This window comes from Chitinophaga caseinilytica (assembly GCF_038396765.1).
Lineage (GTDB): Bacteria > Bacteroidota > Bacteroidia > Chitinophagales > Chitinophagaceae > Chitinophaga > Chitinophaga caseinilytica.
This window is the reverse complement of the sequence record NZ_CP150096.1, coordinates 884,894-902,026: the sequence shown is the minus strand read 5'-3', so window position 1 is coordinate 902,026 and position 17,133 is coordinate 884,894. Positions and strand designations below refer to the sequence as shown.

The 17,133-nt window shown below is 54.2% G+C and carries 15 protein-coding genes; 5 read left to right on the top strand and 10 right to left on the bottom strand.

The features are described 5' to 3' along the window. Positions 1 to 2 precede the first annotated feature (2 nt). Both rplM and WJU22_RS03845 read right to left on the bottom strand, forming a co-directional pair. Positions 3 to 446 carry a 50S ribosomal protein L13 gene (gene rplM / locus WJU22_RS03850; RefSeq protein WP_126244656.1) on the bottom strand — a complete coding sequence of 148 codons (444 nt, stop codon included), beginning with the start codon at positions 444 to 446 and terminating at the stop codon, positions 3 to 5. Positions 447 to 692: 246 nt separating this feature from the next. Beyond that, on the bottom strand, positions 693 to 1,382 hold the full coding sequence (locus WJU22_RS03845; RefSeq protein ID WP_341841958.1) for a zinc metallopeptidase: 690 nt from the start codon (positions 1,380 to 1,382) through the stop codon (positions 693 to 695). Positions 1,383 to 1,910: 528 nt separating this feature from the next. On the opposite strand from WJU22_RS03845, the gene radA reads away from it, so the two are divergent. Further along, entirely contained in the window at positions 1,911 to 3,284 is a 1,374-nt protein-coding gene (gene radA, locus WJU22_RS03840) for a DNA repair protein RadA (RefSeq protein WP_341841957.1), read from the top strand. Positions 3,285 to 3,325: 41 nt separating this feature from the next. After that, entirely contained in the window at positions 3,326 to 4,009 is a 684-nt protein-coding gene (locus tag WJU22_RS03835; protein ID WP_341841956.1) for a ComF family protein, read from the top strand. Positions 4,010 to 4,247: 238 nt separating this feature from the next. Here the strand turns inward: WJU22_RS03835 and WJU22_RS03830 are convergent, their stop codons facing one another. Continuing rightward, positions 4,248 to 4,433, bottom strand: a complete 186-nt coding sequence (locus WJU22_RS03830) for a hypothetical protein (protein WP_341841955.1) — start codon at positions 4,431 to 4,433, stop codon at positions 4,248 to 4,250. Between the two features lie 453 nt (positions 4,434 to 4,886). Here WJU22_RS03830 and WJU22_RS03825 point away from each other — a divergent pair, with 453 nt between their 5' ends. Then, a complete protein-coding gene (locus WJU22_RS03825; protein WP_341841954.1) occupies positions 4,887 to 5,903 on the top strand; it encodes a homocysteine S-methyltransferase family protein in 1,017 nt (338 codons plus the stop codon). 18 nt (positions 5,904 to 5,921) lie between these two features. Continuing rightward, a complete protein-coding gene (gene metH, locus WJU22_RS03820) occupies positions 5,922 to 8,621 on the top strand; it encodes a methionine synthase (RefSeq protein WP_341841953.1) in 2,700 nt (899 codons plus the stop codon). A 68-nt stretch (positions 8,622 to 8,689) separates the two neighbouring features. On the opposite strand, the gene WJU22_RS03815 is transcribed toward metH, so the two are convergent. Together WJU22_RS03815 and ispG are read right to left on the bottom strand one after the other, a co-directional pair. After that, positions 8,690 to 9,229, bottom strand: coding sequence for a hypothetical protein (locus tag WJU22_RS03815; protein WP_341841952.1), 540 nt, complete (start codon positions 9,227 to 9,229; stop codon positions 8,690 to 8,692). 303 nt (positions 9,230 to 9,532) lie between these two features. Continuing rightward, positions 9,533 to 11,470 (bottom strand): (E)-4-hydroxy-3-methylbut-2-enyl-diphosphate synthase, encoded by a 1,938-nt coding sequence (gene ispG, locus WJU22_RS03810; RefSeq protein WP_341841951.1) that lies wholly within the window; start codon positions 11,468 to 11,470, stop codon positions 9,533 to 9,535. Between the two features lie 297 nt (positions 11,471 to 11,767). Between ispG and WJU22_RS03805 the strand changes: the two genes are divergently transcribed. Then, on the top strand, positions 11,768 to 12,628 hold the full coding sequence (locus WJU22_RS03805) for a helix-turn-helix domain-containing protein (RefSeq protein WP_341841950.1): 861 nt from the start codon (positions 11,768 to 11,770) through the stop codon (positions 12,626 to 12,628). Positions 12,629 to 12,791: 163 nt separating this feature from the next. Here the strand turns inward: WJU22_RS03805 and WJU22_RS03800 are convergent, their stop codons facing one another. From WJU22_RS03800 to WJU22_RS03780, 5 genes are all read right to left on the bottom strand, one after another. Further along, positions 12,792 to 13,628, bottom strand: coding sequence for a YitT family protein (locus WJU22_RS03800; RefSeq protein ID WP_341841949.1), 837 nt, complete (start codon positions 13,626 to 13,628; stop codon positions 12,792 to 12,794). Positions 13,629 to 13,655: 27 nt separating this feature from the next. Continuing rightward, on the bottom strand, positions 13,656 to 14,408 hold the full coding sequence (locus tag WJU22_RS03795; protein ID WP_341841948.1) for a tetratricopeptide repeat protein: 753 nt from the start codon (positions 14,406 to 14,408) through the stop codon (positions 13,656 to 13,658). Continuing rightward, positions 14,405 to 15,445, bottom strand: a complete 1,041-nt coding sequence (locus WJU22_RS03790) for a VWA domain-containing protein (protein ID WP_341841947.1) — start codon at positions 15,443 to 15,445, stop codon at positions 14,405 to 14,407. Before WJU22_RS03790 ends, WJU22_RS03795 begins: the two co-directional genes overlap by 4 nt. 108 nt (positions 15,446 to 15,553) lie before the next feature. Continuing rightward, entirely contained in the window at positions 15,554 to 16,318 is a 765-nt protein-coding gene (locus WJU22_RS03785) for a penicillin-binding transpeptidase domain-containing protein (RefSeq protein ID WP_341843755.1), read from the bottom strand. 140 nt (positions 16,319 to 16,458) lie between these two features. Then, positions 16,459 to 17,130 carry an aminotransferase class I/II-fold pyridoxal phosphate-dependent enzyme gene (locus WJU22_RS03780; RefSeq protein WP_341841946.1) on the bottom strand — a complete coding sequence of 224 codons (672 nt, stop codon included), beginning with the start codon at positions 17,128 to 17,130 and terminating at the stop codon, positions 16,459 to 16,461. Positions 17,131 to 17,133: the final 3 nt, after the last annotated feature.

Below are 17,133 nucleotides of genomic sequence, written 5' to 3'. Positions count from 1 at the left end.
TATTAGAAAGTTAAAGACTTCGGTTGCTGAGCTGTATGCGGATGCTCGGCACCGGCGTAAACGAAGAGTTTCTTGTACATGGCGCGGCCCAGACGGTTTTTCGGCAGCATACCTTTAACAGCACGCTCGATCACCACTTCAGGACGACGTTTCAGCAGGTCTTTCGCAACCTCTGCTTTCTGACCGCCGGGGTAACCGGAGTAGGTCAGGTATTCCTTGTCGTTCAGTTTGTTACCGGTAAATTTCACTTTCTCAACGTTGATCACGATGATGTTGTCGCCGCAATCGGTATGAGGAGTGTAATAAGGCTTGTTCTTGCCTCTGAGGATCGCCGCAATTTTGGCGCTCATTCTGCCTACAGTCTGGTTGGTAGCGTCAATAACGTACCAGTCACGCTTTACGTAAGCGTCGTTAGCAGATTTTGTTTTGAAACTTAAAGTATTCATTGCTTATTGATAATAAAAATTAAAGTCTCGCCCAGTTATGGGAGTGCAAAGCTAAGTCGATATTTTATATAAACCAGCAAATGGGAAGGGTTTTTTCGGGAGGGCCTTCGCAAGTTATTGATTTTCAATAAAGAATTTGTATCGTTATTGAAATCATTCTACTTTTTCCTTGATTTTCAAGGGTTTCCGTACAGCAAAAAGGACCGGTTGCCCGGCCCTTCTGCATTTGCTGTTATGTTAATCAGCTTAATCGCGGCGGCTGGCACCCAGATATATCATTAAATATTGTAATAGAATTACCACGGAAGATACGGCTGCCACTACATAGGTCATAGCCGCCCACCAGAGCGCATCCTTCGCCTGGTCGTGCTCCTTCTTATAGGTAATGCCGGCACCGTCCAGCCACGCAAGGGCGCGCTTGGAAGCGTCGAACTCCACGGGCAGGGTCACCACCGAAAACACGGTGGTCACCGCAAACAGGCCGATGCCCAGCAGGAGCAGGTTCGGCCAGATATTGACCATCAGGATGCCCGCGATCAGCACGATCTGCACCAGGTAAGAGCTCACCTGCACGGCCGGTACCATTTTGGACCGGAACTGCAGCCAGGTATAGCCCGTAGCGTGCTGCACGGCGTGCCCGCACTCGTGGGCGGCCACCGCAGCTGCGGCCACGCTGGCCGAATTATATACGTCCGGGCTGAGGTTGACGGTCTTGTTGGACGGGTTATAGTGGTCGCTGAGGAAGCCCTCGGCGGATAATACCTTTACGTCGGTGATGCCATTGTCGCGGAGCATCTTTTCCGCGATCTCCCTACCGGTCAGCCCCGAAGAGGTGGGCACTTCGCTGTATTGCTTGAACTTGCTCCGCAATCGCCAGCTGACCAAAGCACTGATCCCTACAAAAACGAGGGAAATTATCATGATTGATGGTGTCATCTGAGTCCTGGTTTAATTTAATGCTGTTTGTAAATGTACTTATTTCCTATCAAATCCCTTACCAGCCGGCCCGAAGCTGACAGCCGGCCGAAAGATGGACGAATTTGTCCGGATTTACCGGTTTTCCGAAATTTAACACTGACAGTTTGGCGTAAAAATCGGGCGATTTACCGATTTCGCATGGTTATATGTAAATTAATTAATATTCATAATATATTCAAAAAATCATATGTGATTATCCGCTTTAGCGTCCCTCGCTATCAAGGATTTATGATCGCCCGCCGAAATTGAACTGCAAGCGAAATAGGCGTCGATAGTGGCTTCCAGCCGACCGACTGCCAAAACAATTAACACTTTAAAAGTTATCAACATCCATCAAATAAACTTTTTTATTCTCATCCCATTTAGTAATTTAGTCCTGAATTTAATGGGTTAGTAAGTAGAAAGAGTCAGCGGAATCATCCGTTGGCTCTTTTCTCATTTTTACCCAAATCCGAATTTCCCTCCGTCAATTTTTTTCCCTTTATTTTGTTCCATGAGCAAAATCAGAACAGCTTTTTTTGTCAGAACTGCGGATATGAATCAGCGAAATGGACCGGAAAATGTCCGGCGTGCAATCAATGGAACACATTCGTGGAAGAAAAGGTACAAAAAGAGATCCCGCTAAGACAACAAGGCTGGAAGTCGGACGACGCGCGCGCACCAAAAACCATCCATCTTTCCGATGTGGAAACCATGGAAGAAAAACGCCTGCACACGCCCGACAATGAGCTCAACCGCGTGCTCGGCGGCGGCATCGTTGCCGGTTCGCTCGTACTCGTCGGCGGTGAGCCAGGTATCGGAAAATCCACCCTTTTCCTGCAAAATGCATTGCTGCTCAAAGGCGTGCGCACACTGTATGTCAGCGGAGAAGAAAGCGAACAGCAGATCAAAATGCGGGCAGACAGGTTGCAGATACAAAACGATGAATTTTACCTGCTGACGGAAACCTCCACGCAAACGATCTTCCAGGAAATCAGGAAGCTCGAGCCGCAACTCGTCATCATCGATTCCATTCAAACCCTGCAATCCCCGCTGATCGAATCCGCGCCCGGCAGCGTGTCGCAAATCCGCGAAACAGCCGCTGAAATGCAACGCTTCGCCAAAGAGTCCAACACGCCGGTATTCCTCATCGGACATATCACGAAAGACGGCTCCATTGCAGGGCCCAAAATACTCGAGCATATCGTTGACACCGTGCTTCAATTCGAAGGCGATCAGCATTATGCATACCGCATCCTCCGCACCATCAAAAACCGCTTCGGCTCCACGGCCGAACTCGGCATTTACGAGATGACCGGCACGGGGCTCCGGCAGGTGAGCAACCCTTCGGAAATCCTCATCTCCCAGCGCGACGATATGCTTAGCGGCGTAGCGATCGCAGCCACCATAGAAGGTTTGCGGCCGATGCTCGTGGAAGTGCAGGCATTGGTGACGCAATCGGTTTACGGTACCCCGCAGCGCACGGCCACCGGCTTCGACCTCCGGCGCCTGCAGCTGTTGCTGGCCGTGCTGGAAAAACGCGGCGGCTTCCATTTCGGCGTGAAAGACGTATTCCTCAACATCGCAGGCGGCTTGCGGGTCGAGGATCCGTCGATCGACCTGGCGGTACTTTGCGCGTTGTTATCGTCTTACGAAGACGTGGGCATTTCGCACAAGGTGTGTTTCGCGGGGGAGGTGGGCCTCAGCGGGGAGATCCGTGCGGTAAACCGCATCGAGCAGCGGATCGCGGAAGCGGAAAAGCTCGGTTTCGAAAAAATATTCATCTCCCGGTATAATAAAAAAGGCCTCGATTTCAGTAAGATGAACATCGAAGTGGTGCCGCTCGGGCGGGTGGACGAAGTGTACCGGTTGCTCTTCTGACCGGACGCTTCGCGTATTTGTTAACCCAAAAATCACCAATTATGTTGCGAGCACTTTTGCAGCTGCTCTATCCGCATGCCTGTGAGCTTTGCGGGCGGGATCTTTCGCCGTCCGAACAGCTGTTGTGCCTGCGCTGTTCCATGCGCATGCCGGTTTCAGGATTTCATGCCGTTCGCGGCAATCCGGTTGAAAGATCGCTTTGGGGACGGGTGCCGGTGGAATTCGCTTCTGCAGGTTACGTGTTCAGCCAGCATTCCGGTTTGCAATCGCTCATTCATTTGTTCAAGTACGGTGCGCGCCGCGATGTGGCGGTGCACCTGGGCCGGCAGCTGGGATTGCAGTTGCGGGAGCTGGGCGTGAGCCGGGAATGGACGGGTGTTTTGCCGGTGCCGCTGCATCCGGCGAAGTTGCGGAAGCGCGGTTATAACCAGGCCGAGGCGCTGGCGGAAGGGATCGCCGGCGTGGAAGGGATGCCCGGGCTGGTGAAGGGGCTCGTGCGCCAGGTGGCGGCGGAGTCGCAAACGAAGCGGTCGCGCATCGACCGGTGGGAGAACGTTTCCGCGGGTTACGGCTGGCGTGGCGCGTTGCCGGGAACCGGTGCGCATTTGTTGCTGGTAGATGATGTGCTGACGACCGGGGCAACGATCGAGGCTTGCGGGCGCGCGGTGCTGGGGGCTTCTCCGGAAACGAAGCTGAGCGTTTGCTGCCTGGCCTGGGCAGGCTGAGGCGGAAGGGTGGTCGGAGTTGCGGTGTTCCGGGCTGGATGGCCTGGATAGGGATTGTATTGCCGGGAAGGAAATTAACAGCCGGAGAAATCAGCGTGGAAGTGTTGGTGATTCCATATGCGGGAAGATTTTTGCTGGGAAGGGTAGGCACAAAAAAATACAGGTGTTCGAAAACACCTGTCTCTGGTAACTATTCCACGTTATGAATACGCAATTGTTGCATTATGTCAACTACAGCTTAAGAGGATTTATTCACCTTTTGCTTGTGCTGGCGGGGCTTACCCTGTTTCTGCGCGGCAGAAGCGTTTGGGTTCACGTACACGATCCTGAATCCCCCGCCGGAAGCGGTGCGCTCGGCTACAACCTGTTCGAGGCCCAGCTTCGCGAGATGCCGGCTAAGCTGCCGGATGTCATTATTGTCCATTTGTTTGAATTTGCGGTTGCTGAATATGTTTCGGTCTGATGTGGGTTACGATCAGCGGCACATATAACAGCAGCCAGCTGCCGAACGGCAGTGGTAGGAGTACGCCGAGGGGCGCGAGTCCGGTTCCGTTTTTCTTCCTGGTAATAACATCTTCAATGAGTTTAATGGTTGGTCTTCGTTTCTGATTTCGTTGTATTACCCTACAAATATAGTAGACTAAATAGACTAACCAAAATTATTTTTTGGGAAGAATGGGGGGATTGGATGTATGTTGTTGTTATACAGTTGATTATGATGGACAAAAAAACACTTTCATGGGATAGGGGACGCCGCATCGGCAGTCTTTCATTTATTATGTGGGAGTTTTCTATCTTTGCAAATGCCCGCGGGTGGATTTGTTTATTGTTCGGCCCCGGGTTTCATCTTGAAATGTAACTAATAAACGTACAAGCCATGAAATCTTTGCATCAATGCGCCGCAGAGCGCATCCTCATCATCGACGGTGCCATGGGCACCATGATCCAGCGATACAAACTCCAGGAATCCGACTACAGGGGCGAACGCTTCGCCGGTCACCATTCAGACGTGAAAGGGAATAACGAGCTCCTCTCCATTACCCGGCCCGATATCATCGAAGCCATCCATCGCGAATACCTGGAAGCCGGCGCGGATATTATCGAGACCAACACCTTCAGCGCCACCGTCATCGCCCAGGCCGATTACGACCTGCAGCACCTGGCGGCGGAAATGAACACGGCCTCCGTGAAAGTTGCCCGTAAAGCGGCGGACGACTTCACCGCCCGCAATCCCGAAAAACCCCGCTTCGTAGCGGGCGCCATCGGTCCCCTCAACAAAACGCTCTCCATTTCACCCGACGTTAACAACCCGGGCTTCCGTTCCGTTACCTTCGACGAAGTGGTAGACGCATATTACGAGCAGATCAAAGCATTGACGGAAGCGGGCGCAGACATCCTGCTCATCGAAACCATCTTCGACACGCTCAACGCCAAAGGCGCCATCTTCGCGATCAAGAAATACTTCCGCGAATCCGGCCGCCCGCAGCTGCCCGTCATGATCTCCGGCACCATCACGGATGCTTCCGGGCGCACCCTCAGCGGCCAGACCCTCGAAGCGTTCTACATCTCCGTCATGCACGCAAAACCCTTCTCCATCGGCCTCAACTGCGCCCTCGGCGGCAACCAGATGCGCCCGTATGTGGAAGAGCTCTCCCAGATCGCCAACTGCTACGTTTCCTGCTACCCCAACGCCGGCCTCCCCAACACCTTCGGGGAATACGACGAAACCCCGCACGAAACGGCCTGCATCCTGGAAGACTTCGCCAAAGATGGATTCGTTAATATCGTTGGTGGCTGCTGCGGCACTACGCCCGATCACATCCGCCATATTGCCCAACATGTAAAAGATATTGCACCGCGCCCGCTCCCCATCGTGGAAGCTACGCTCGCATAAGACAGGGGACCTACCACCATGAGTACAACACATACGATCCGGCCATTCCTGCGGCTCAGCGGCCTCGAACCGCTCGTAGTTAGACCGGAAACCAACTTCCTCAACGTCGGCGAAAGGACCAACGTTACCGGCTCCAAGAAATTCGCACGGCTCATACGCGAAGGACTATACGAAGAAGCGCTCTCCGTTGCCCGCCAACAGGTGGAAAGCGGCGCGCAGATCATCGATGTGAACATGGACGATGCGCTGCTCGACGGCGAAAAGGCCATGACCACCTTCCTCAATCTCCTTGCCTCCGAGCCAGACATCTCCCGCATCCCGGTGATGATCGACTCCAGCAAGTTCTCCGTGATCGAAGCCGGCCTCAAATGCCTCCAGGGCAAATGTATCGTGAACTCCATCTCCCTCAAGGAAGGCGAGGAGAAATTCATCGACCAGGCCATCATCTGCCAAAGCTACGGCGCATCCGTTGTCGTAATGGCCTTCGATGAAAACGGCCAGGCAGATACGCTCGAAAAACGCGTAACCATCTGCCAGCGTGCGTACGACATCCTGGTAGACCGCGTAGGCTTCGACCCGCAAGACATTATCTTCGACCCCAACATCTTCGCCATCGCCACCGGCATCGAAGAACATAATAACTATGCCGTAGACTTCATCGAAGCCTGCCGCCAGATCAAACAGCGCATGCCGCTCGCCAAAATCAGCGGCGGCGTTTCCAACGTATCGTTCTCGTTCCGCGGAAACGACGTGATGCGCGAAGCCATGCACTCCGTGTTCCTCTACTACGCCATCCAGGCCGGCCTGGACATGGGGATTGTGAACGCCGGGATGATCCAGATCTATGACGAGATCAACCCGGAAATGCGCGAACTGGTGGAAGACGCCATCCTCAACCGCAGAGACGATGCTACCGAAAGGCTCATCGCCTACGCAGACACCGTGAAGGCGAAAGGGAAAGTGATCGAAAAAGATGAAACCTGGCGCAAAGGAACGGTAGAAGAAAGACTGAGCCATGCGCTGGTAAACGGCATCACCGATTATATCGAAGCCGATACGGAAGAAGCCCGTCAGAAATATCCCCGTCCGCTGGAAGTGATCGAAGGGCCGCTCATGGATGGCATGAACATCGTCGGCGACCTGTTCGGTTCCGGAAAAATGTTCCTCCCGCAGGTCGTGAAAAGCGCCCGCGTGATGAAAAAATCCGTGGCCGTCCTCACCCCTTTCATCGAAGAGGAAAAAGCGAAATATGTTGCCGAAAACGGCGGCGTGGTTAAATCCGCAGGTAAAATCCTCCTCGCCACCGTGAAGGGAGACGTGCATGATATCGGCAAAAACATCGTGGGCGTGGTGCTCGGCTGTAACGGCTACGACATCATCGACCTCGGCGTAATGGTACCGGCGGAGAAAATCCTCCAGGCCGCTCGCGACGAAAATGTGGATATCATCGGGCTCAGCGGTCTCATCACGCCGAGCCTCGACGAAATGGTCCACATCGCCCGCGAACTGAAACGCCAGAACTTCGACATCCCGCTCCTCATCGGCGGCGCCACCACTTCCCGCACGCACACGGCCGTGAAGATCGCGCCGGAATACGATAACGGCGTGGTACATGTGCTCGATGCTTCGCGCAGCGTAACCGTAACCGGCAACCTGCTCAACAAATCGCTGCACAAAAACTTCCTGTCGGAAGTAAAACAGGAATACCATAAACTCAACGAACAATTCAGGAATAAAAAGCCCGTCAAACAGTATCTCACACTGGCAGACGCAAGGGCCAACAAAGTTCCCATCGACTGGAACGCTTTCACGCCCGTGAAGCCCGTTCAGCCCGGGATCCACGAATTCCAGCACTACGACCTGGGCGAAATCGCACAGTACATCGACTGGAACCCGTTCTTCATCGCCTGGGAACTGCACGGGAAATTCCCCGCCATCCTGAAAGATGAAGTGGTAGGCCAGCAAGCCTCCGATTTGTATAACGATGCGCAGGCCATGCTGAAAAAGATCATCGACGAAAAGTGGCTCACCGCCCGCGCCGTGATCGGCCTTTTCCCCGCCAATTCCAATGGACTGGATACCGTAATGGTCACTTCGCCAGACGGCGCGCAGGTGCCGCTGGAGTTTCTCCGGCAGCAGATCAAGAAAGCGCCGGGCCAGCCGAACATCAACCTGTCCGACTTCATTGCTCCGGCAGCAACCGGCAAGCAGGACTGGATCGGTGGATTTGCCGTAACCGCAGGCGAAGGCATCGAAAAGTGGCTGGATAAATTCAAAAAAGAGCATGACGATTATTCCAGTATCATGCTGAAGGCGCTGGCAGACCGCCTCGCCGAAGCGTTCACGGAATTGCTGCACGAAAGGGTGCGGAAAGAATTCTGGGGCTACGCAACGGAAGAGCACCTGTCCAACGACCAGCTGATCGCCGAAGAATATCTCGGCATCCGTCCCGCCCCGGGCTACCCTGCCTGCCCCGAGCACACGGAAAAATACAAACTGTTCGATCTGCTGGGCGCCACCGCATCCACCGGCATTACGCTTACCGAATCGCTGGCGATGTATCCCGCAGCGAGCGTGAGCGGCTGGTATTTCGCCAACCCGCAATCCAAGTATTTCGGCCTGGGCAAAATCGAAAGGGACCAGTTGCAGGATTATGCGGAACGCAAGGGTTGGGACCTGGAAACAGCCGAAAAATGGCTGCGTCCCAGTCTCGATTAGGCGTAACCGTTCAAATATTTACAGGCGCAGTTCTCCCGGACTGCGCCTTTTTTATGCTGTCAAATCCGCTATTTCGGCAAATCCGCGACATTGAATGAATGGAGCATGCGGTCGCCCATCATGAAACGGATTTCCTTCGCCTCTGTTTTGGGAATGGCGCCGAGCCAGGCCATGGCTTTGGTGTAGGAGGTTTTCGGGGTATCCACCTTGATGATGAAATCCAGTATGAGCTCGTTTTTCGATTGCAGGACACGCTTCAGTTCGATCGACTGGGTGAGCTCGCTGGGGCGCAAAACAACGGCGGCAAGGAGGTTCTGGCTGAAATCGACGGTGTCTATCGTATTGTTCATCGTTTTGGCGACGCCGAAGACCTTTTTCATTTCTTCGGGATTGTTGATGACCCAGCACTGAATGTCGCTGTTGAATTTGACGGTATTGTTGACGAAGTAACCGCTGAGCGGGCGGATCACCACCTCTTTCTGCATGACGATACCCGCTGAATCCGTGCCCAGCGTGTCTTTCGAAGAAGAATGCTCGTCGGAGCGCGAAGTACCGGGGCCACAGGCGGCGAGGGACAGCAGTAAACCTGCCATGGATAAGCTTTTCATAATGATGGTTTTGGTGTTGCTGATGGGGAGGATACCGCAAACACGATACCGGGAACCCCGGCTTCTATAACATTTTCATGACAGAAGAAGTTGAAAACAGGAGAACCACGCAGGAAAATGCGTAGAATTACGCTTGAAAATACCCTCCGGAGGGTATTACCTTTGTGCTATGCAATTAGATCGCATGTAACCCCAAAAAAGCAGTTCAGAAAGTTAAGGTACACACTGTTCAGTTAACCCCAGTTACAGTTTTAAGGCCGCCGGTAAGGGCGGCCTTTTTATGTTCAAACTTGTTTGACAGGATTATTTAACGTCTACCCACATCCCGTTATCGCGGATGAGGTTGATGAGCTCGGTAACGGCCACATCGCTGGAAAGGCCGCGTTTCACGACTTCCTTCCCGCGGTACAGGGTAATTTTCCCCACGCCGCTGCCCACATACCCGAAATCGGCGTCGGCCATTTCTCCCGGGCCGTTTACGATACACCCCATAATGGCGATTTTCACACCCTTGAGATGGTTGGTCACCGCGCGGATGCGGGCCGTGGTTTCCTGGAGGTCGAACAACGTCCGGCCGCAGGAGGGGCACGAAATGTATTCCGTTTTGGAGATGCGCGAACGGGTGGCCTGGAGAATTCCGAAGGCAACGTTGTTCAGCGTGGCGGGGGAAGAAGATTTTTCCGCAGCGCTGAGCCACAGTCCGTCGCCGAAGCCGTCCAGCAGTAGCGCGCCGGTTTCGGTAGCGAAATGGATCAGATCTTCGTCGGCATTTTGATGGGCGCTGTTGCATTGGAGGATCACGGGGTGGGGGAGTTTTTGTTCCATCATCCCCACCAGTAACCGGCGTACCGATGCCATGGCGTGCGCGTTGCCGCTGGCCACCACCGGCACTATGTTCCCTTTCAACTGCGCCAGCGTGTCCAGCACGCCGTTGCCCAACTGGTCTGCGTCCACCTGCACGAAATTCACGATATCGCTGGTCGCGGAAATATTGTTGATATCGTTGAAATACGGATGGTATTTGGATTTGTCTTCCGCCTGCTGCCAGGTATCCTGGTCCACGATCACCTGCAAAGTGCCGGGCAGCGCGAACGGGAGGATCTGACGGCCGGTAAACAGGTAGTCCGCCGCTGCGTCGCCGATGTTCCACTTGTCGGTGGCTGCATCGTAATGATACCCGATGCCTTCGAGATGGGCTGGTGTGATGGTGGGGATATGACGGAGGTCCGCCACTACCACGGGCACCTGTTTGCCACCGATGTTGCCGATGGCGATGGATTCACGTTTAGCGAACTGGAAAGGCGAATACGGCAGTTTCTCCGGATCGGCGACCGGCGCAATGGGCGCGTGGCCTGCGCGCTGGGTGTACCGGCGCACGAGGTCGCGGCAAACGGGCAGCTCGAATTCCGGATCTTCGGTGAGCGATACGCGGATCGTATCTCCCACGCCGTCTTCCAGCAAAGTGCCGATCCCCGCGGCCGATTTGATGCGGCCGTCTTCCCCGTCGCCCGCTTCGGTAACGCCGAGGTGGAGCGGGTAGCAATGGCCGAGCTCCTGCTGCATGGTGCTCACGAGGAGGCGATAGGCCTGCACCATTACCTGCGGGTTGCTGGATTTCATGCTGAGCACGATGTTGCGGAAATGGAGGTCTTCGGCGATGCGGAGAAATTCCATGGCGCTTTCCACCATCCCGTTTGCGGTGTCGCCATAACGGCTCATGATCCGGTCGCTGAGGGAGCCGTGGTTGGTGCCGATGCGCATGGCGGTGCCGTGTTCCTTGCAGATGTTGACCAGTGGCGTGAACCGGTCGCGGATGCGGTCGATTTCTTCCTGGTATTCTGCGTCGGTATATTCGAGGAGCTCGAATTTCTTTTTATCGATGTAGTTGCCGGGGTTGATGCGGACTTTTTCCACGATGCGGGCCGCCACTTCGGCGGCGTTGGGCGTGAAGTGGATGTCGGCGACCAGCGGCGTGGTGTACCCGCGTTTCCGCAGTTCGTTTTTAATGGGGAGCAAATTATGCGCTTCCTTGATGCTGGGAGCGGTGATCCGCACCAGTTCCGCGCCTGCTTCGATGCAGCGGATCGATTGTTCAACGGTGCCCATAGTGTCCATCGTGTCGGTCGTGGTCATCGTTTGGATCCGGATCGGGTGGTAATTGCCGATGGTGAGGTCGCCCACTTTTACTTCCAAAGTGGCCAGTCTTTCGTATTTCGTCAGAGATGGACAATATAATTGCATGAATGCGGTATGTTGATCGATTTGAGTTTATTTCAACGGATTGATAATAAACATTTTAATGTGTGAAATGTATCATGTAGGAGGTATCGCGGAAACGGTATCGTACGTTGTACATTTTTTCAAAATTAGCAAATAATTCCCCGTTCGCTGCTATCCTCCTATTTGTTATATTATATGAACGGTAGGCTTCCCGCCCGATAATTTGCCTAGTTTTAGCAAGTTTTGTGTGCGAAATGTTTGTAACCAGCATCGCCAGTGTCACCATTTAACCTGAGAATCAATAACCTATCATCGATTTTGAATAAGATAGAGGATACCATACCCTACCAGCAGATTCCGCTAAACGGACAGTTCAGCGTTTTCGAGATGGAACATTTCCAGACCGAATATGCCGGCGTCCCCCATCGCCATCATGTTTTCCAGATACTATGGTTCACCAAATCCGCCGGCGATCATATCGTCGATTTCGTGACCTACGAACTGGGCGATAACATCCTTTTCCTCCTCCGCCCCGGCCAGGTGCACCAGTTGCCCAAGTCGGGTTTTTACGGATATAGCATCACTTTCACCGAACAGTTTTACTGGGAAAACAAGCACGAGCGGCAAACCCTGTACGATTTCACCACGCTGTTCGACGATTCCCAGGAATACGCGCCAATCCGCATCGGCGACACGGCGGCGGAATCCCTGCAGAAGCTCATTGCGCTGATGCGCGAAGAGTTGCGGCAGGAAGGCGGCAGCAGCTTCGTGATCAAACATTACCTGAACGCTTTTCTGTTGCTGGCGGAAAGGGAGAAGAAGAACAACCCGGTCAACAGTCCCGACGTCCATAACCACGATACCCGCATCATTCAGCTGCGGCGGCTGGTGGAGAAGCATTTCCGCCAGGAGCACCAGGCCGGCTTTTATGCCGCTCATTTCTCGTTGACGGCCAAGCGGTTAAACGAAATCGCGCGGGAAGCCATCAGTAAAACCGTGACCGATATGGTGCACGACCGCCTCGTCCTGGAAGCCAAAAGGCAGCTGGCGTTCAGCAACCGCAATGTGAAGGAGATTTGTTATGAACTGGGGTTCGAAGATCCTGCCTATTTCAGCCGCTTTTTCCGGCATCATACCGGCATTTCGCCCCACGAATTCCGGGAAACGGTGTTCAAATAGTGCAATGGAATTGCCTTTTTGTCCAAACACCGGGGAGAAATTCAAAGCTATTTTTACATCTGTTTAAACGGAAACCATGCTTTATAACGCGTTTCAAGCGCGTTTTTTTACATTTTGGAAAGGAAAGTAAGCGAAAAGCCGTCCTACGACCAGGACGGTTTTTTTATTTCCCGATGGAGAACCCCCGGCCGAGCACTTCATGCACTTCATGGATGACCGTAAATGCTTCGGCATCCACTTCCGCCACCACTCTTTTCAGTTCCATGAGCTCCTGTTTGTTGATGATGACGTACAGCACTTCCTTGGGGTCTTTCGTATAGGCGCCGTGGCCGTGGAGCACGGTGGCGCCGCGGTTCATGCCGCGTGTGATCTTTTCCGCGATGATGGCGGCGAAAGGCGAAATGATGGTGACGGCGCGCTTGCTGTTGAAGCCTTCCACCACATAATCCACCACCCGCGCACCAATATACACGGCAATAAAAGTGTACATCGTACGCTCGATGCCGATCATGAAAATACCTGCGGAAATAACGACCACGTCGAACGTGAGGATGGCGTTGCCGAGGCTCCATCCGAAGTATTTATTCAGTACCCGCGCCACGATGGAAGCGCCGCCCGTAGTGCCGCCGGAAAGGAAAACGAGCCCCAGCCCGATGCCTACGAGCAAACCCGCGAAGATGGCCGCCAGCAAAGGATCGTTGGTGGGCGGCTGCCGGTTGGCCTCCGTGATGTAGAGGAAAAAGGAACAAAAGAGAATGGAAAGTAAGGTGTAGATAACGGTCCGCCGGTTCAGCAGGCGCCAGCCCACGATCATGAGCACCGCGTTGATGAGGAGGTTCACCAGGCCGGCAGACCATCCCAACAGATAATGCGATAATATGGAAATGCCGATCACCCCGCCTTCGGAAAGCTGGCTGGGAATGGCGAGGAAATTGATGCCGATGGCGAATATGAACGATCCGAGCAGGATCAGGAAAATGTTCCAGGCGTGCACTTTCATGCCGCAAAGGTACGGGAAGGCCCGAAATTACCAGTCCTTTTCCACGCTCACGGGCGAGCCCTTGGTTTTTTTCATTTTATCTTCCTGGAGCTTCTTTTCCTGTTGCGCCAGTGCCTGGAGGAGGCGTTTCGCTTCTTCCTGCGAGAGTTTGCTGGGTTTGGGCTTGGGCTGCTGGTCTTGTTGGTCTTTCTGATCTTTCTGGTCTTGCTGCTGGTCCTTTTTATCCTGCTGGTCTTTCTTGTCTTTGTTCTGCTGGTCTTGCTGGTCTTTCTGCTGCTTGTCTTTGTCTTTCTGCTCTTTGTTGTCTTTCCCGCCGCTCTGGTTCTGCTGTTGCTTTTTCAGCATTTCCTGGGCGTAGGCGAGGTTGTATCGCGCCTGTTCGTCGGCCGGGTTGGCTTTGAGGGCTTTTTTGTAAGTGGCGATGCTTTCCTCCCATTTTTTATCTTCCATGAAGGTATTGCCGATGTTGTACATGGCATCGGCGGCGTTTTCCTTCCGGGTGGGGGCTTTCAGGGCGTTGGCGTATTGCTGGCGCGCGGCGTCGTAACGTTTCTGTTCGTAGAGCGAATTGCCGAGGTTGAAGTTGCCTTCCATGGATTTCGCGTTGCGCTCCAGTGCTTTTTTGTAGCTGGCTTCCGCATCGGCGTACTGCTGCTTTTTATACTGGTCGTTACCCTGGCGGATGTATTTGGACGTGCCTTGCTGCGCGGCCGCCGGCAGGGCGAAAGCGAGCAGCGATGCGGTCAGGATGCTGATGGTAAGGAGGATGTTCTTTTTCATGCGGCCTCCGCTTTTTGTATCCCGGGCAATGCGTCGGTTTTCTTGCGGGAAGTGCCTTCGGGAATGAAGAATTCCAGCACGATCAGCACGAGGCAGATGCCGAGGAAATATTGAAAATAACTATTGTAGTCGGTGAACACGTTCTCGCCGAACTCTTTCTGTTCCATTTTGTCGATCCGGTCGGAAAGGGCGTCTACCACTTCGTCCGTATTGTTCAGCAATTGCAGGTACATGCCTTTGCCGGCGGAAGCGATCTTTTTGAGTTCTTCTTCGTTGAGTTTGGAGATAACGGTGTTGCCTTCGTTGTCTTTTTTCACGCCGCCGGATTCTGCGTCGGGGAGGGGCGATCCGGTGGGGGAGCCGATGCCTACGGTATAAATGACCACCCCGTTTTCCAGGGCTTTTTTGGCTTCGGCAACGGCGCCTTCCTGGTGGTCTTCGCCGTCTGAAATAACGATGAGGGCTTTATGCTTGCGTTCTTTCTTGTTGAAAGCTTCGTCGCTCACGCGGATAGCTTCGCCGATTTCGGTGCCCTGTCGGGGGATGAGATCGGGCGTGATGCTGCCCAGGTACATGCGCGCGGCGGAATAATCGACCGTCAGCGGCATCTGGAGATAGGCGTTCCCCGCGAAAACGACCATCCCGATTCGATCGTTGTCCATCTTTTCCATGAGCCGGGTCACGAGCTGCTTGGCCCGGGTAAGCCGGTCGGGCTTGGCGTCTGTGGCGAGCATGCTCTTGCTCACGTCCAGCGCGATGATCACGTCTACGCCTTTACGGGTGATCTTTTCCACGCGGCTTCCTTTCTGCAGGTTGGCCAGTCCGATCACGCCGAAGAAAAAGGCGAGGAAAACGAGGATGAACTTGAGGGTGAAGAGTTTACGGGAATATCCGCTAAACAGTTTTTCCACCATAGCGGGGTCGCCGATGCGGCGGATAGACCGGCGCTTCCACCAGGAAACCCAGAAGAATGCGAGCGCCAGTACGATCAGGAGCGCGAACGCCCACAAATACTCTGTATGTTGGAATCTAAGCATGTTGTAAAACGCCACTTCCCGGGCAAAGGCCGGGAAGTGATTCAAAAATAATTTTTTTGTAACGTATTACAAGGGTCAGGGGAAATGTTTTACCAGTTTTTTAACAGCCTATCGTTCCCCTTTGTAAAATCCTTCGCTGGAAAGGATGTTGCGCGTCAGCTCCTGGCCCAGAGCTTTCATGTCGGCCGAAGGGTCTTCCGTCTCGAAATTGAGGACGAAAAAGGAGGGATGGAGGTTTTCCTCGATCCAGCCGGTTACCCAGCCGATCCTTTTGGCGCCGGTGCGGGCTTCGCCGGCTTTCCAGGCGAAAATATATTTAGGCGTCTTTTCCATGATCATGAGCCCGGCGGTGAGCTCCTGCGCGCGCTTCTGGTAGGGGAGTTGGGAGAAATAGAGTTGTTTGGTGAAGCCGAGCACTTCGTCTGGACTGATCTGCAGCGAGTTATCGAGCCAGAAGGTGTCTACCCGGCTGATTTTGCGGTTGCCGAAGCCGACGGAGTCCATCCACCGCTGGAGGGTGTCTTTCCCGATGGTGCGGGCCACTTCCTGGAAGGCGGGCAGCGATGCGTTGCGGAAGGCCTGGTTGAAAGGCTCCCCGGCAACGGTCACCACAGAATCGCGGATGGCGCCCGTTTGCAGGCCGGTAAGGGTGAGGAACGGCTCAAAGATGCCGGCCGGTACCATGCGCTCTTTGGCGCGGTCGATATTATAGACCCGGAAGGTGCCCTGCCCGTTGTCGAACAGCATAAAACAGCCTTCCAGCTTGTGCTTCGCAAAGTGTTGCTGCCACTCTTTCGCATCTTTCACGTTGTTGGGAGTGCAGGCGCCGAGCCCCAGGGCGGCGGCGATCAGTAACAGGCCGAATCTTTTCATCAAGCGGTAAATTTTTTTGATCGAGACTGCAAAAGTAAGGCTTCCCCCGTAAAAGGAGGGATGATGCAGATCAGGTTTCGACGCCGGGGCATGAAAAAAGGCGGCCGGAGCCGCCTTCAAGGTTGATATGTATTTGAATATTATACGGTTTCGGCCGTTTTCAGCACGCCCAGTTCCCTGCCCACCTTTGTGAACGCGGCGATGGCCTTGTCCAGGTGCGCCTGCGTATGCCCCGCGCTCAGCTGCACGCGGATGCGCGCCTGGCCTTTGGGCACAACGGGGAAAAAGAACCCGATCACGTAAATGCCTTCCACCAGCAGCCTGTCGGCGAACTCGGCGCTCAGCTTGGCGTCGTACAGCATTACGGGAACGATGGGGTGGTCGCCCGGCTTGATGTCGAACCCGGCGGCGGTCATTTTCTCCCGGAAATATTTCGTGTTGAATTCCAGCTGGTCGCGCAGCTCGGTGGTTTCGCTCAGCATATCGAGCACGGCGATGGACGCGCCTACGATGCTGGGGGCCACGGAGTTGGAGAACAGGTACGGACGGCTCCGCTGGCGGAGGATGTCGATCACTTCCTTCGGCCCGCTGGTGAAACCGCCGGAAGCGCCACCGAGGGCTTTGCCGAGGGTGCCGGTGATAATATCTACCCGGCCCATGACGCCACGGTATTCGTGGGTGCCGCGGCCGGTTTTGCCGAGGAAGCCGCTGGAATGGGATTCGTCGCTCATAACGATGGCGTCGTATTTGTCGGCCAGGTCGCAGATTTTGTCGAGCTGGGCGATAGTGCCGTCCATGGAGAACAGAGCCATCGG